Below are 14689 nucleotides of genomic sequence, written 5' to 3' on the forward strand. Positions count from 1 at the left end.
CTTCCTCGTTAATCTCCTTTCAGGCAGCTCGCATACTGGTTGGCTAATTGGCTTAAAAACGCTGAATAGCTTGTTTTACCCAGTTTAATGTTCGTCCCGAGGGGATCCAGTGTTCCCATTCGAACGGATGTCCCTCTCGCCACGGCTTCCACGACCGCTGGCCTGAATTGTGGCTCAGCAAAAACGCAGGTTGCTTTTTGCTCAACCAACTGTGTTCTTATTTCATGTAAACGCTGCGCGCCAGGTTGTATCTCAGGGTTCACGGTAAAGTGACCGAGCGGGGTGAGTCCGTAGTGTTTTTCGTAGTAACCGTAGGCGTCATGAAAAACGAAATACCCTTTCCCCTTGAGCGGCGCGAGCTCGTTACCGACCTGTTTATCGGTTGCGGCTAATTGTGCCTCAAAATCCTTCAGGTTGGCGTCGAGTTTGGCTCGACTTTGCGGCATAAGTTCCACTAATTTTTCATGGATTGCAACCGCTGTAGCCCGCGCTATCTCTGGGGAGAGCCAAAGATGCATGTTATATTCGCCGTGATGGTGATGTACGTCACCTTTTTCCTCATCGGCGCCCGTATGCGCATGTTCATCCTCATCATCATCCGCGCCCTTCATGAGTAACGGTTTTACATCGGCAAGTTGCGCAATGGTAACCTGCTTATTATCAGGAATATTCCTGACCGACTTCTCCATAAAGGCTTCCATTTCCGGGCCAACCCAGACGACTAAGTCCGCGCCCTGTAAGCGTTTTACGTCTGATGGACGCAATGAATAATCATGCTCGGAAGCCCCATCCGGAAGTAATACTTGCGTATCCGTAACGCCATCAGCAATGGCGGAAGCGATAAACCCAAGCGGTTTAAGCGAAGCGACAACGGCGGCATCGGCGGCCTGGGTTGCACTCCCCCAAAGCGCGGCGGATAATGCTGCGAAAAGAAGCGTATTTTTCTGTAACATAATGCGACTAATCATCGTAATGAATGTGTGAAATGTGATATTATAACATTCTATCACTTCTGCAAGCCTAAAATTAACATGACAAGTTTAGTTTCACTGGAAAACGTCTCGGTCTCATTTGGTCAACGCCGCGTCCTCTCTGACGTGTCGCTTGAATTGAGCCCCGGAAAAATTTTAACGCTTCTCGGCCCTAACGGCGCGGGGAAGTCAACGCTTGTACGCGTGGTTTTAGGACTGGTAGCCCCTGATGAAGGGGTGATCAAGCGCAACGGGCAACTCCGTATCGGCTATGTCCCGCAAAAGCTCTATCTCGATACCACGCTTCCGCTGACGGTAAACCGATTTTTACGTTTACGTCCCGGCACGCAAAAAACGGATATTCTCCCGGCGCTTAAACGCGTTCAGGCCGGACATTTGATTGACGCGCCCATGCAAAAACTCTCCGGTGGTGAGACGCAGCGGGTACTGCTGGCCCGTGCTCTGCTTAACAGGCCGCAGTTGCTGGTACTTGATGAGCCGACGCAAGGCGTGGATGTCAACGGCCAGGTCGCGTTATACGACCTTATCGATCAGCTGCGCCGCGAACTCGATTGCGCCGTGCTGATGGTGTCACATGACCTACATCTGGTCATGGCAAAGACGGATGAAGTGTTATGCCTGAACCATCATATTTGCTGTTCCGGCGCGCCGGAAGTGGTGTCTATGCATCCGGAATTTATCTCTATGTTTGGCCCGCGAGGCGCGGAGCAATTAGGGATTTATCGCCATCATCATAATCATCGCCACGATTTACAGGGTCGTATTGTACTGCGCCGGGGAAATGGTCACTCATGATTGAATTATTACTGCCCGGCTGGCTGGCCGGGATGATGCTGGCCTGCGCCGCTGGTCCTTTGGGCTCATTTGTGGTCTGGCGTCGGATGTCCTATTTTGGCGATACGCTGGCTCACGCGTCGCTTCTGGGCGTGGCGTTTGGCCTGTTGCTGGACGTTAACCCCTTTTATGCGGTAATCGCCGTTACGCTGCTGCTGGCCGCCGGTCTGGTATGGCTGGAGAAACGCCCTCACCTCGCGATTGATACCTTACTGGGCATTATGGCGCACAGCGCCTTATCTTTAGGACTGGTCGTGGTCAGCCTGATGTCCAACGTCCGCGTTGATTTAATGGCTTATCTGTTTGGCGATTTGCTGGCCGTCACACCGGAAGATCTTATCTCGATCGCTATTGGGGTCGTTATTGTGCTGGCCATTCTCTTCTGGCAGTGGCGCAACTTGCTGTCAATGACTATCAGTCCGGATCTTGCCTTTGTCGATGGCGTGAAGTTACAGCGCGTGAAGCTACTATTGATGCTGGTAACGGCGTTAACCATTGGTGTGGCGATGAAGTTTGTCGGAGCGCTGATCATTACGTCGCTGCTGATTATCCCCGCCGCAACCGCGCGTCGCTTTGCCCGTACGCCGGAGCAGATGGCGGGCGTCGCCGTTGGTGTAGGTATGATAGCGGTTACAGGTGGACTGACCTTCTCAGCCTTTTATGATACCCCGGCAGGGCCATCCGTAGTGCTGTGTGCCGCGCTGCTGTTTATCTTCAGTATGATGAAAAAGCAGGCAAGCTAAGCGTGTGTTGCCCGGTGGCGCTGCGCTTACCGGGCCTACAAAATCGCCCAGGTCTAATGAGCGCAGCGACTTCAGGCGCTAAGGCATCTCTGGCGGCGTGATCCCGAAATGGTTCCAGGCGCGCACCGTTGCCATACGCCCACGCGGCGTGCGCTGCAAAAAGCCTTGCTGAATCAGATACGGCTCCAGCACATCCTCAATGGTTTCACGCTCTTCGCCAATCGCCGCCGCCAGGTTATCCAGGCCGACCGGTCCACCGAAGAATTTATCAATAACCGCCAGCAGCAGCTTGCGATCCATATAGTCAAACCCTTCCGCATCGACGTTCAGCATATCCAGCGCCTGCGCGGCAATTTCCGCTGAAATAGCCCCGTCATGCTTCACCTCGGCGAAATCACGCACACGTCTGAGCAGGCGGTTGGCTATACGCGGCGTACCGCGCGCCCGACGCGCCACTTCCAGCGCGCCGTCATCGCTCATCTCAAGCCCCATGTGCCTTGCGCTGCGCCCGACGATGTGCTGCAGATCGGGCACCTGGTAGAACTCCAGGCGCTGCACAATACCAAAACGGTCGCGTAGCGGCGAGGTCAGCGAACCTGCTCGCGTCGTCGCGCCAATGAGCGTAAACGGCGGCAGATCGATCTTAATTGAACGTGCAGCAGGCCCTTCGCCAATCATAATATCCAGCTGGTAATCTTCCATCGCCGGATAGAGTACCTCTTCCACCACCGGTGAAAGCCGGTGAATCTCATCAATAAACAGCACATCATGCGGTTCAAGATTGGTGAGCATAGCCGCCAGATCGCCTGCTTTTTCCAGCACCGGGCCGGACGTGGTTCGGAGATTGACGCCCATTTCATTGGCAACGATATTCGCCAGAGTCGTTTTACCTAACCCTGGCGGGCCGAAAATCAGCAAGTGATCTAGTGCGTCGCCACGCAGTTTTGCCGCCTGAATAAAGATCTCCATCTGGGAGCGCACCTGCGGTTGGCCGACATATTCCGCCAATAACTTCGGGCGAATGGCGCGATCGGCGACGTCTTCTGCGATCGTGGCGCCTGCTGAAATCAGGCGATCTGCTTCTATCATCCTTTACCTCATAACGCGGCGCGTAACGCGTCGCGAATCAGTGTTTCACTGCTTGCATCCGGACGGGCGATCTTGCTTACCATCCGACTGGCTTCTTGCGGTTTATAACCCAGCGCCACCAGCGCAGCAACTGCTTCTTGTTCTGCATCTTCCGAGGTTGGGCTGGCCGGCGACGTCAATACCAGATCGACTGCTGGCGTAAAGAGATCGCCATGTAGCCCTTTAAAGCGGTCTTTCATTTCGACAATCAGCCTTTCGGCGGTTTTCTTGCCGATACCCGGCAGCTTCACCAGTGCGCCAAGCTCTTCGCGCTCAACCGCATTCACAAACTGCTGCGCCGACATGCCGGAGAGGATCGCCAGCGCCAGCTTAGGCCCGACGCCATTCGTTTTAATTAGCTCTTTAAACAGCGTGCGCTCTTGCTTATTGTTGAATCCGTACAACAACTGCGCATCTTCACGCACCACAAAGTGGGTGAAGACGATTGCCTCCTGCCCGGCCTCCGGCAGCTCGTAAAAGCAGGTCATAGGCATATGTACTTCATAGCCTACGCCCCCTGTCTCCAGCAGCACGATCGGGGGTTGTTTTTCGAGAATAATGCCTCTGAGTCTGCCTATCACATGACGCTCCTGCGTAAAGGGCTGAAAAGATAATGCACTATCATAAAAAAAGACTGGATGTTTATCCAGATGAAAAACACGTATCCCGATATTTCTCTACTCCGACAACCCGCGATGGTTAACGACGGGTACGCTCCCCGCTGCGTACAAAATAAGTCGTACACTCATTGACAACTTTTTGCGTCCTACGCGAACAACTTTTTGCCAACATGCCGTGGCGCACGTTCGGTAGTCTTCAATAATGAGTATCCTGATAACACTAATAATGTATCCAGTACGAATGCCAACAGCGGAACATCGGGCCTCCAAAAAAACAGACCCGAGAATAGATTTAATAATATTAACCACTAGCGCTGAATTTAATCGCATGTTGTTTTATCGTCGCGCGCAACAGATTTTAATTCGCCATGACACAATAAATATTGTACAAACTCATTTTTCATGCCATCGAAATTCACGGCTGGCATCCCTTCTGAATAACTATAATAAATATTCACATACTCTTCGCTACTAAAAAGTGCCTGTCGTTTTGCTGCTAACCCACGGCCTTTTGCTGCAATATACTGGAAGCAGTGGCCGCTGGCGCCACAGCTCCGCCCATCATCAACAATATATATATCGGCAGCGTTAAACAGCTGTTCCAGCCAGCACTGGCGAATCGTTCCGGCCGCACAAACCAAAAATAATGATGCGCTAATCATCCACCCGGATTTTTTTACCGATGTCATAGCCAGGAAAGCCATAAAGCACGCTGCCTGCAGGCACAAAACCAGTTCTTTATTCCCGGCAACCAAATGCCACTGGTTAAATACTAAGGTAATGAAAACTGAACTCAATGTTGCCAACAGTCTGGTCCTGAACCGCCTGGCAGGGAGAAGCAAAAAATAATAATGAAATCGTCCCTGGCTTTAATAAAAAAACAACAGTATTAGCCTCTGCCATATCAATACTCAAACAATAACAAAAACTAATAAACAGATGAAAGATAATAGCAACAAAAATATAAGAAAAATAAAATACCCAACCTATTCTCATTGGTTTATCATCAACCACGTCATACTCCCTGTCAATATGAGAGATCAGATGATGAGAAATTTACCACCTTAATTCCCCCCCAAATATATTTGCGACATTAATTCCAATAAATGAAATATTCACCATACATATTTCGATGACACTAAGGCTTGTCATTTATCTGGTATAATGCTAACTACCCTGTAGAATAAATAAAAGGAATTTATTTCAAATAATGGAATGCAGAGATGAAAAAACATTATTCTGTCCAATATGAAACCGGGGATATCGTCTTTACCTGTATAGGTGCCGCGCTTTTCGGCCAGATATCCACCGCTTCACAGTGCTGGAGCAACCATGTTGGGATTATTATTGGTCATAATGGTGATGACTATCTGGTGGCGGAAAGTCGCGTCCCCCTCTCAACCGTCACCACGCTGTCACTGTTTATACAACGTTCAGCCGGACAACGTTACGCGGTTCGTCGCCTGTGCGGCGGTCTGACGGTCGAACAGAAACTCGCCATCATGGAACAGGTTCCCGCCCGGCTGAATAAGTTTTATCACACGGGGTTTAAATACGAGTCATCGCGCCAGTTCTGCTCGAAATTTGTGTTTGATATCTATAAAGAAGCATTATGTATTCCGGTAGGCGATATTGAGACATTCGAAGAATTACTTCACAGCAATCCTGATGCGAAACTCGCCTTCTGGAAGTTCTGGTTTTTAGGTTCAATCCCGTGGGATCGTAAGACGGTGACGCCAGCCAGCCTGTGGCAACATCCCAATTTAGAATTAATTAGTGCCTGTGGAATTGAAACCCCTCAACGCGAGGCTGAGGGAGAATGATTTAGCGCAACCTTCCCCGCGCCAGATTGAGTCGGCTCTCGCTCATTTGCATCGCGTTCTGGCTAACGTGGCAATGCGTAATGGCGATAGCCAGCGCATCCGCGGCATCGGCCTGCGGGTTAGCGGGCAGTTTGAGCAACGTGCGCACCATATGCTGAACCTGGCTTTTTTCCGCGCTACCGATACCCACCACGGTCTGTTTGACCTGACGGGCGGCGTACTCAAAGACCGGCAGTTCCTGATTGACCGCCGCGACGATCGCGACGCCCCGCGCCTGCCCCAGCTTTAGCGCCGAGTCAGCATTTTTCGCCATGAACACCTGTTCAATAGCAAAATAATCCGGCTGAAATTGGGTGATGATTTCCGTCACGCCCGCGTAAATGAGTTTCAGGCGCGACGGCAAATCATCGACTTTGGTGCGAATACATCCGCTGCCCAGATAGGTCAGTTGTCTGCCTACCTGGCGGATAACGCCATAACCGGTAATGCGCGAGCCGGGGTCAATACCGAGAATAATCGACACGCTATACCCCCTGCCCGCCGGCGTTTAGCAGCACCATTACAGGGTCGCCGCCACCTCATCAGAGATCTCACCGTTATGGTAGACTTCCTGAACATCGTCACAGTCTTCCAGCATATCGATCAGACGTAGCAGTTTCGGCGCGGTTTCCGCATCCATATCCGCTTTGGTTGACGGGATCATGGACACTTCGGCGCTGTCCGCTTTCAGACCCGCCGCTTCCAGCGCGTCACGCACTTTGCCCATCTCTTCCCAGGCAGTGTAAACATCAATCGCGCCATCATCATAGGTCACAACATCTTCCGCGCCAGCTTCCAGAGCGGCTTCCATGATGGTGTCTTCATCGCCTTTCTCAAAGGAGATGACCCCTTTCTTACTGAACAGGTACGCCACTGAGCCATCGGTACCCAGATTACCGCCGCACTTGCTGAAAGCATGACGCACTTCCGCTACGGTACGGTTACGGTTGTCACTCAGACACTCAATCATAATGGCCGTGCCGCCAGGACCATAACCTTCATAGATGATGGTTTCCATGTTCGAGTCTTCATCACCACCCACACCGCGAGCGATGGCACGGTTCAGAGTGTCGCGGGTCATGTTGTTGGCCAGCGCTTTATCTACGGCCGCGCGCAGACGCGGGTTGGCATCCGGATCGCCGCCGCCCAATTTAGCTGCCGTTACCAGTTCACGAATAATTTTAGTGAAGATTTTACCGCGCTTGGCATCTTGCGCAGCTTTACGATGTCTGGTGTTGGCCCATTTACTATGACCTGCCATAAATATTTCCTCAAAAAAAGCGCGCCTTTTCAGGCGACGTTAATGACAAACTCTTCAATCGCTTGCCGGTTACTCCAGGACTTGGTAAGCGCCGCCGCGTCAGGCGCATCAAGCCACTGGTACGTCAGATGTTCAGTGAATATCACCTGCCGCTCATGCGGTAACGCAAGGCAGAACCAGAATTCTGTATTGTGCATGACGCCCGGCGCATAGCGATGACGTAAATGTGAAAAAATTTCAAACTCCACCGTACGTTGGCAGTCGATTAAGGTCAGTTGCTCTGCCGCAACATCAATCGTGACCTCCTCTTTGACTTCACGTACGGCGGCCTGCAACGCGGTCTCCCCTTCTTCTATGCTGCCAGTCACTGACTGCCAAAAATCCGGGTCGTCGCGTCGCTGCAACATTAGCACCCGTTTCGTATCCTGCGCGAAAATAACCACCAGGACCGAAACGGGGCGCTTGTACACTTTATCCTTCACGCGACCTCGTTGTTGGCTGTTGAGTGACGCCGCGCATTGATGAGACTCGCCCTTGCGGGCCGCCGCGATATCACGCGAATGATGTCGTGTACATTGTTCATATCAGTTATTCTCGGCTTTCTTCACAACCTGAATCCCCAACTCCGTCAACGCTGCCTGGTTGGCGAAACTCGGCGCTTCGGTCATCAGACACGCGGCGGCGGTCGTTTTCGGGAAGGCGATAACATCACGAATATTGTCGGTGCCGGTCAACAGCATGGTCAGACGGTCCAGACCAAACGCCAGGCCCGCATGCGGCGGCGTACCGTATTTCAACGCATCCAACAGGAAGCCGAACTTCTCGCGCTGCTCCTGCTCATTGATACCGAGAATACCAAATACGGTTTGCTGCATTTCACCGTTGTGAATACGCACCGAACCGCCGCCCACTTCATAGCCGTTAATCACCATATCGTAAGCGTTAGCGACGGCTTCTTCCGGCGCAGTTTTCAGTTCAGACGCCGTCATGTCACGCGGGGCGGTGAACGGATGGTGCATCGCGGTCAGACCGCCTTCGCCGTCGTCTTCGAACATCGGGAAGTCAATCACCCACAGCGGCGCCCATTTGTCTTCGTCGGTCAGGCTCAGGTCTTTGCCCAGTTTCAGACGCAGCGCGCCCAGCGCATCGGCAACCACTTTTTTGTTATCTGCGCCGAAGAAGATCATGTCGCCGTCCTGCGCGCCGGTACGTTCAAGGATAGCGTCGACGATGTCGGCGGTCAGGAACTTGGCCACCGGACTGTTAATCCCGTCCAGACCTTTCGCGCGCTCGTTAACTTTGATATACGCCAGGCCTTTCGCGCCGTAGATCTTAACAAAGTTACCGTAATCGTCGATCTGCTTACGGCTAAGCTGCGCCCCGCCAGGCACACGCAGCGCTGCCACGCGGCCTTTCGGATCGTTAGCCGGGCCCGCGAAGACCGCGAACTCTACCGATTTCAGCAGGTCAGCGACATCTACCAGCTCCATCGGGTTACGCAGGTCTGGCTTGTCGGAACCGTAGCGACGTTCCGCTTCGGCAAACGTCATGACCGGGAAATCCCCCAGATCCACGCCTTTCACTTCCAGCCACAAATGGCGCACCAGCGCTTCCATCACTTCGCGCACCTGTGGCGCGGTCATGAAGGAGGTCTCGACGTCGATCTGAGTAAACTCCGGCTGACGGTCAGCACGTAAGTCTTCATCACGGAAGCATTTGACTATCTGATAGTAACGGTCGAAACCGGACATCATCAGGAGCTGTTTGAACAGCTGCGGCGACTGCGGCAGCGCGTAGAATTTACCTTTGTGCACGCGCGAAGGCACCAGATAGTCGCGCGCGCCTTCCGGCGTGGCTTTGGTCAGCATCGGCGTTTCAATATCAAGGAAACCGTGATCGTCCATAAAACGACGCACCAGGCTGGTAATTTTGGCGCGGGTTTTCAGGCGCTGCGCCATTTCCGGACGACGCAAATCCAGATAGCGGTACTTGAGACGCGCCTCTTCGGTATTAACGTGGTTAGCGTCAAGCGGCAGTGAGTCTGCGCGGTTGATGATAGTGAGAGAGGACGCCAGCACTTCAATTTCGCCGGTCGCCATATCCGCATTGACGTTTTTCGCGTCACGCGCACGCACGGTGCCCGTAACCTGAATGCAGAACTCATTACGCAGTTCAGAGGCCAGCTTTAACGCGTCCGCACGATCCGGATCGAAGAACACCTGCACAATACCTTCGCGGTCGCGCATATCGATAAAGATCAGGCTGCCAAGATCACGACGACGGTTGACCCAACCACACAGAGTCACCTGCTGCCCCACGTGGGACAGACGTAGCTGTCCGCAATATTCTGTACGCATGAGATATCCCTTAACTTAGCCGCAGGCGGATTGTTGCCTGCCATGCAGGCGACGAAGTCGCAGCTTTAGCTGTATGTCACAACTGGATGAAAAAAGGCGGCTATTATACTGGAAATTCTGCCGCACGATAAGAGTCAATCCAGCATGGGAGCGATAACTTGCCCGTTTCATGCGGTATCGACACTTGGTTCATACTGACTGTACCCGGGTTTTTCACGCGGGTATTGCGTATGCTCACAAAAATTAACAATATTTGTCGCCGCTTTCCTCTTTAATCGCGCTTAAGGTGTAGTGAAATCCGCTATTTTTAGGAGAGTGATTATCATGCTGAAACTCAACGCGACCACAACCGCCCTGGTGGTTATTGATTTACAGGAAGGAATTCTTCCGTTTGCCGGCGGCCCGTATACGGCAAATGAGGTGGTCGCCCGCGCCGCGCGGCTGGCGGAAAAGTGTCGTGCCAACGGCTCGCCCGTGGTTATGGTACGCGTCGGATGGTCTGATGATTATGCCGAAGCGTTAAAACAGCCGGTGGATGCCGCAACGCCTGCGCACGCGTTGCCGGAAAACTGGTGGACCTGGCCTACGGCATTGGGTAAAAAGGACAGCGATCTGGAAGTGACTAAACGCCAGTGGGGCGCGTTTTACGGCACCGAGCTGGAATTACAACTTCGCCGCCGGGGTATCGACACCATCATATTGTGCGGAATCTCAACCAATATCGGCGTCGAATCCACAGCGCGTAACGCCTGGGAGTTGGGATTTAACCTTATTATTGCCGAAGATGCCTGTAGCGCCGCCAGCAGTGAGCAGCATCAGAGCAGTATGACGCATATTTTCCCGCGCATTGGCCGGGTACGCAGCGTAGAGGATATTTTAAACGCCTTATGATCTACATTGGCTTGCCGCAATGGTCGCACCCGAAATGGGCGCGGCTCGGCATCACCAGTCTGGAAGAGTATGCCCGCCACTTTAACTGCGTGGAGGGCAACACCACGCTTTACGCGCTGCCGAAAGCGGAAATTGTCGATCGCTGGTATGCGCAAACTACGGACGATTTCCGTTTTTGCTTTAAATTTCCCGCCACCATTTCTCACCAGGCCGCGCTGCGCCATTGCGACGATCTGGTACAGGCGTTTTTTACCCGCCTGGCGCCGCTGGAAACGCGTATTGGCCAATACTGGCTGCAGTTGCCCGCCGCCTTTGGACCGCGCGATCTCCCCGCCTTATGGCAGTTTCTTGATGCGCTCCCCGCCACGTTTACCTATGGCGTAGAAGTTCGTCATCCGTGTTTTTTTGACAAAGGTGAGGATGAACAGCGGCTCAATCGCGGGTTACACGCGCGCGGCGTAAACCGCGTGATCCTGGATAGTCGTCCGGTACATGCCGCCCATCCCCACAGCGAGGCCGTCCGCGACGCGCAGCGAAAAAAACCCAAAGTTCCGGTACATGCTGTCGTGACGGCCAGCCATCCAATGGTGCGTTTTATCGGTAGCGATAATATGGCGCAAAACCGTGAATTTTTCGCCGCCTGGTTGCAGAAACTCCCGCAGTGGCGGCAGACCACCACGCCTTTTCTGTTTTTACATACTCCGGATATCGCGCAGGCGCCGGAACTGGTGAATACGCTTTGGCATGATTTACGCAGCGTCTTACCGGAAATCGGCACTGCTCCGTCCATTCCACAGCAATCTTCTCTTTTCTGAAAATGCCCCCTATCATAGACAGTGCCATCAGCCATTTTAAAAGGGAGTTTGTATGGTAAGCGCGCTGTATGCCGTTTTGGGTGCGTTATTATTAATGAAGTTCTCTTTTAATGTCGTTCGCTTGCGAATGCAGTACCGTGTCGCCTATGGCGACGGCGGTTTTAGCGAATTGCAAAGCGCCATCCGTATTCATGGCAACGCGGTGGAATATATTCCTGTCGCGCTGGTGCTGCTGCTGTTTATGGAAATGAACGGCGCCGAAACGTGGATGGTGCATATCTGCGGCATCATTTTAATCGCCGGTCGGCTGATGCATTATTACGGTTTTCACCACCGCCTGTTCCGCTGGCGGCGGGCGGGGATGAGCGCGACCTGGTGCGCATTGTTGCTGATGGTGCTGGCAAACCTGTGGTATATGCCCTGGGAGTTGGTTTTCTCCCTGTATTAGCGCACAATATGCGCCTTTATTTTTCCCGGATGTATACGTTATGTCTCACCGCGACACGCTTTTTTCTGCGCCTATCGCCCGTCTCGGCGACTGGACTTTTGATGAACGAGTAGCCGAAGTTTTCCCCGACATGATTCAGCGTTCGGTACCAGGCTACTCCAACATCATCTCCATGATCGGCATGTTAGCTGAACGCTTTGTGCAGCCGAACACGCAGGTCTACGATCTGGGCTGCTCGCTGGGCGCCGCGACGCTGTCTGTTCGGCGTAATATCCGCCATGAGCATTGTCGCATTATCGCCGTCGATAACTCCCCGGCCATGATTGAACGCTGCCGCCGCCATATTGATGCGTATAAAGCGCCTACGCCGGTTGAAGTCGTTGAAGGCGATATCCGCGATATCACTATTGAAAACGCCTCGATGGTGGTGCTGAATTTTACCCTGCAATTCCTTGAACCTGCCGAACGCCAGGCATTGCTGGATAAGATTTACCTGGGGTTGAATCCCGGCGGCGCGCTGGTACTGTCGGAAAAATTTAGCTTTGAAGATGCGAAAGTGGGCGAGTTGTTATTCAACATGCACCACGATTTTAAACGCGCGAATGGGTACAGCGAACTGGAGATCAGCCAGAAGCGCAGTATGCTGGAAAACGTGATGCTCACCGACTCGGTGGAAACACATAAAGCGCGCCTGCGTCAGGCGGGTTTCGAACACAGTGAACTGTGGTTCCAGTGCTTTAATTTCGGGTCGCTTGTCGCGTTAAAAGCCGGAGTTGCCGCATGATCGAGTTTGGTAACTTTTATCAGCTCATTGCTAAAAATCATCTCTCCCACTGGCTGGAAACATTGCCCGCGCAGATTGCCGCCTGGCAACGCGAGCAGCAGCATGGCTTGTTTAAACAGTGGTCGAACGCGGTAGAATTTTTACCGGAAATTACGCCCTGGCGGCTGGATTTACTGCACAGCGTCACGGCGGAAAGCGAAACGCCGCTCAGCGAAGGTCAGCTAAAGCGTATTGATACATTGCTGCGTAATCTGATGCCGTGGCGTAAAGGCCCGTTCTCGCTTTATGGCGTAGATATTGATACCGAATGGCGCTCCGACTGGAAGTGGGATCGCGTACTGCCGCATCTGTCAGATTTAACCGGCCGGACGATCCTTGATGTCGGCTGCGGCAGCGGCTATCACCTGTGGCGGATGATTGGCGCGGGCGCACATCTGGCGGTCGGCATCGATCCTACACAGCTTTTCCTCTGCCAGTTTGAGGCGGTGCGTAAACTGTTGGGTAACGATCAGCGCGCGCATCTGCTGCCGTTGGGCATTGAACAACTCCCGGCGCTGAAAGCATTTGATACCGTCTTCTCGATGGGGGTGCTTTATCACCGTCGCTCGCCGCTGGAACATCTGTGGCAGTTAAAAGATCAGTTGGTCAACGAGGGTGAACTGGTACTGGAAACGCTGGTCATCGACGGCGACGAAAATACCGTACTGGTGCCGGGTGACCGCTACGCGCAGATGCGTAACGTCTATTTTATTCCTTCCGCGCCGGCATTAAAAAAATGGCTGGAAAAATGCGGCTTTATTGATGTGCGTATCGCTGACGTTTGCGTCACCACCACCGAAGAGCAGCGTCGCACCGAGTGGATGGTTACCGAGTCGCTGGCCGATTTTCTTGACCCGAACGATCGCAGCAAGACGGTGGAAGGCTACCCCGCCCCGCAGCGCGCGGTGCTGATTGCGCGTAAACCGTGATGGATTGCCGAATGACCGTTACGTATAGCACCGTTTCTCCAAAATAGTTCAAGTTGCAGCAAGGCGGCAACGCAGCAAATCCCCGGGAACGTAGGTAGCTACGTGACCGGGGTGCGCGAGGCGGCCAACGCTGCTGCGGCTTGAAATATGAAGGAGAAAAAAAGGCCCCTGTTGAATTGGCAGGGGCCTGGTACGAGCAAGCATCATATTGGGCGACATGATGCAACGGTAAAAATCATTTGGCCTGATGGCGAACAATGATTCCTTTCATTTCAGCGACCGCCGCACCCTCTACCCTATAGCGAGAATACTCGTCCGCCTGTATATCGGCAGACATCGATAACCCCTGATTGCGATAGCGCATCGGCGAAGGCAGTAAGACTCCGGCGGAACTGTGTACTTCCCGTACTCCGGCATCGAGGAAATTCTGCAGGTTATTTGCACGAACCCCCGCACCAGCCATAATGGTTGGAGCATCCCCCTGGGCAATAAGTTCCATAATTATTGATAAACCTTGCGCCGCATCGGCTTTTTGCCCGGAAGTCAGTACTCTTGCTACGCCTGCGTCAGCCAGATTCTTTAGCGCATTGAAGGGATTAGCGCACATATCGAAGGCGCGGTGGAATGTCACCGCCAGCGGCCCGGCCGCCGCCATTATTTTTTCCATTCGCGACATATCGACATCCCCATCAACGGTCAACACGCCAGTAACCAGCCCGGGAAAACCCAACTCTCTGACGAGGCGAATATCTTCCAGCATGGCGGCAAATTCGCCGTCAGTGTAATAAAAATCCCCGCCGCGAGGACGAATAATCGGATGTACGGGAATCGTAATATGCTCGCGCACGCTGCGTAAGACGCCCAGCGAAGGCGTAAGCCCGCCTTCTTTCGGCGCGGCGCACAGTTCGATACGATCCGCGCCGTTTCGCTGCGCGGTGAGCGCGCATTCCATGCTGTAACAACAGATCTCAAGTAACGCCATATTC

General features: G+C 53.1%; 16 protein-coding genes and 1 pseudogene. 8 read left to right on the plus strand and 9 right to left on the minus strand.

Annotation, left to right across the window (positions count from 1 at the left end):
* Nucleotides 1-8 precede the first annotated feature (8 nt).
* Nucleotides 9-953 carry a zinc ABC transporter substrate-binding protein ZnuA gene (znuA, locus tag J4650_RS04275; protein WP_000939597.1) on the minus strand — a complete coding sequence of 315 codons (945 nt, stop codon included), beginning with the start codon at nucleotides 951-953 and terminating at the stop codon, nucleotides 9-11.
* 78 nt (nucleotides 954-1031) lie between these two features.
* On the opposite strand from znuA, the gene znuC reads away from it, so the two are divergent.
* Nucleotides 1032-1787, plus strand: coding sequence for a zinc ABC transporter ATP-binding protein ZnuC (gene znuC, locus J4650_RS04280; RefSeq protein WP_000203023.1), 756 nt, complete (start codon nucleotides 1032-1034; stop codon nucleotides 1785-1787).
* Nucleotides 1784-2569, plus strand: coding sequence for a zinc ABC transporter permease subunit ZnuB (gene znuB, locus J4650_RS04285; RefSeq protein WP_000571508.1), 786 nt, complete (start codon nucleotides 1784-1786; stop codon nucleotides 2567-2569). The genes znuC and znuB overlap by 4 nt, the downstream gene beginning before the upstream one ends.
* 78 nt (nucleotides 2570-2647) lie before the next feature.
* Here znuB and ruvB read toward each other — a convergent pair whose 3' ends face one another.
* From ruvB to J4650_RS04300, 3 genes and pseudogenes are all read right to left on the minus strand, one after another.
* Nucleotides 2648-3658 (minus strand): Holliday junction branch migration DNA helicase RuvB, encoded by a 1011-nt coding sequence (ruvB, locus tag J4650_RS04290; RefSeq protein ID WP_000568504.1) that lies wholly within the window; start codon nucleotides 3656-3658, stop codon nucleotides 2648-2650.
* Between the two features lie 8 nt (nucleotides 3659-3666).
* Entirely contained in the window at nucleotides 3667-4278 is a 612-nt protein-coding gene (gene ruvA / locus J4650_RS04295) for a Holliday junction branch migration protein RuvA (RefSeq protein WP_000580335.1), read from the minus strand.
* A 359-nt stretch (nucleotides 4279-4637) separates the two neighbouring features.
* Nucleotides 4638-5331 (minus strand): annotated as a pseudogene (locus J4650_RS04300) (hypothetical protein).
* 209 nt (nucleotides 5332-5540) lie between these two features.
* Between J4650_RS04300 and J4650_RS04310 the strand changes: the two are divergent.
* On the plus strand, nucleotides 5541-6140 hold the full coding sequence (locus J4650_RS04310) for a YebB family permuted papain-like enzyme (RefSeq protein WP_000716750.1): 600 nt from the start codon (nucleotides 5541-5543) through the stop codon (nucleotides 6138-6140).
* 1 nt (nucleotide 6141) lies between these two features.
* On the opposite strand, the gene ruvC is transcribed toward J4650_RS04310, so the two are convergent.
* The 4 genes from ruvC to aspS all read right to left on the minus strand — a co-directional run bounded on the left by ruvC (nucleotide 6142) and on the right by aspS (nucleotide 9797).
* A complete protein-coding gene (gene ruvC / locus J4650_RS04315; protein ID WP_000022509.1) occupies nucleotides 6142-6663 on the minus strand; it encodes a crossover junction endodeoxyribonuclease RuvC in 522 nt (173 codons plus the stop codon).
* Nucleotides 6664-6699: 36 nt separating this feature from the next.
* Nucleotides 6700-7440, minus strand: a complete 741-nt coding sequence (locus tag J4650_RS04320; RefSeq protein ID WP_000907242.1) for a YebC/PmpR family DNA-binding transcriptional regulator — start codon at nucleotides 7438-7440, stop codon at nucleotides 6700-6702.
* A 29-nt stretch (nucleotides 7441-7469) separates the two neighbouring features.
* A complete protein-coding gene (gene nudB, locus J4650_RS04325) occupies nucleotides 7470-7922 on the minus strand; it encodes a dihydroneopterin triphosphate diphosphatase (protein ID WP_000653693.1) in 453 nt (150 codons plus the stop codon).
* A 102-nt stretch (nucleotides 7923-8024) separates the two neighbouring features.
* Nucleotides 8025-9797 carry an aspartate--tRNA ligase gene (aspS, locus tag J4650_RS04330; protein ID WP_001258629.1) on the minus strand — a complete coding sequence of 591 codons (1773 nt, stop codon included), beginning with the start codon at nucleotides 9795-9797 and terminating at the stop codon, nucleotides 8025-8027.
* Between the two features lie 324 nt (nucleotides 9798-10121).
* On the opposite strand from aspS, the gene J4650_RS04335 reads away from it, so the two are divergent.
* The 5 genes from J4650_RS04335 to cmoB are packed head-to-tail and all read left to right on the plus strand — an operon-like array spanning nucleotide 10122 to nucleotide 13703.
* Nucleotides 10122-10688, plus strand: coding sequence for a hydrolase (locus J4650_RS04335; RefSeq protein WP_023993330.1), 567 nt, complete (start codon nucleotides 10122-10124; stop codon nucleotides 10686-10688).
* The gene (locus tag J4650_RS04340) at nucleotides 10685-11503 is read left to right on the plus strand and encodes a DUF72 domain-containing protein (protein WP_000639226.1); all 819 of its coding nucleotides are present in this window, start codon (nucleotides 10685-10687) and stop codon (nucleotides 11501-11503) included. Before J4650_RS04335 ends, J4650_RS04340 begins: the two co-directional genes overlap by 4 nt.
* A 52-nt stretch (nucleotides 11504-11555) precedes the next feature.
* Nucleotides 11556-11951, plus strand: coding sequence for an MAPEG family protein (locus J4650_RS04345; protein ID WP_000252975.1), 396 nt, complete (start codon nucleotides 11556-11558; stop codon nucleotides 11949-11951).
* Between the two features lie 40 nt (nucleotides 11952-11991).
* Complete coding sequence (cmoA, locus tag J4650_RS04350; RefSeq protein ID WP_000019609.1) at nucleotides 11992-12735, plus strand: carboxy-S-adenosyl-L-methionine synthase CmoA; 744 nt, start codon at nucleotides 11992-11994, stop codon at nucleotides 12733-12735.
* Nucleotides 12732-13703, plus strand: coding sequence for a tRNA 5-methoxyuridine(34)/uridine 5-oxyacetic acid(34) synthase CmoB (gene cmoB, locus J4650_RS04355; protein WP_001648733.1), 972 nt, complete (start codon nucleotides 12732-12734; stop codon nucleotides 13701-13703). Before cmoA ends, cmoB begins: the two co-directional genes overlap by 4 nt.
* A 235-nt stretch (nucleotides 13704-13938) precedes the next feature.
* Here the strand turns inward: cmoB and cutC are convergent, their stop codons facing one another.
* Nucleotides 13939-14685 (minus strand): copper homeostasis protein CutC, encoded by a 747-nt coding sequence (cutC, locus tag J4650_RS04360; RefSeq protein WP_001185780.1) that lies wholly within the window; start codon nucleotides 14683-14685, stop codon nucleotides 13939-13941.
* Between the last annotated feature and the right edge of the window lie 4 nt (nucleotides 14686-14689).

The sequence above is a fragment of the Salmonella sp. 32120201201600049SM genome (assembly GCF_017572835.1).
Taxonomy (GTDB): domain Bacteria; phylum Pseudomonadota; class Gammaproteobacteria; order Enterobacterales; family Enterobacteriaceae; genus Salmonella; species Salmonella enterica.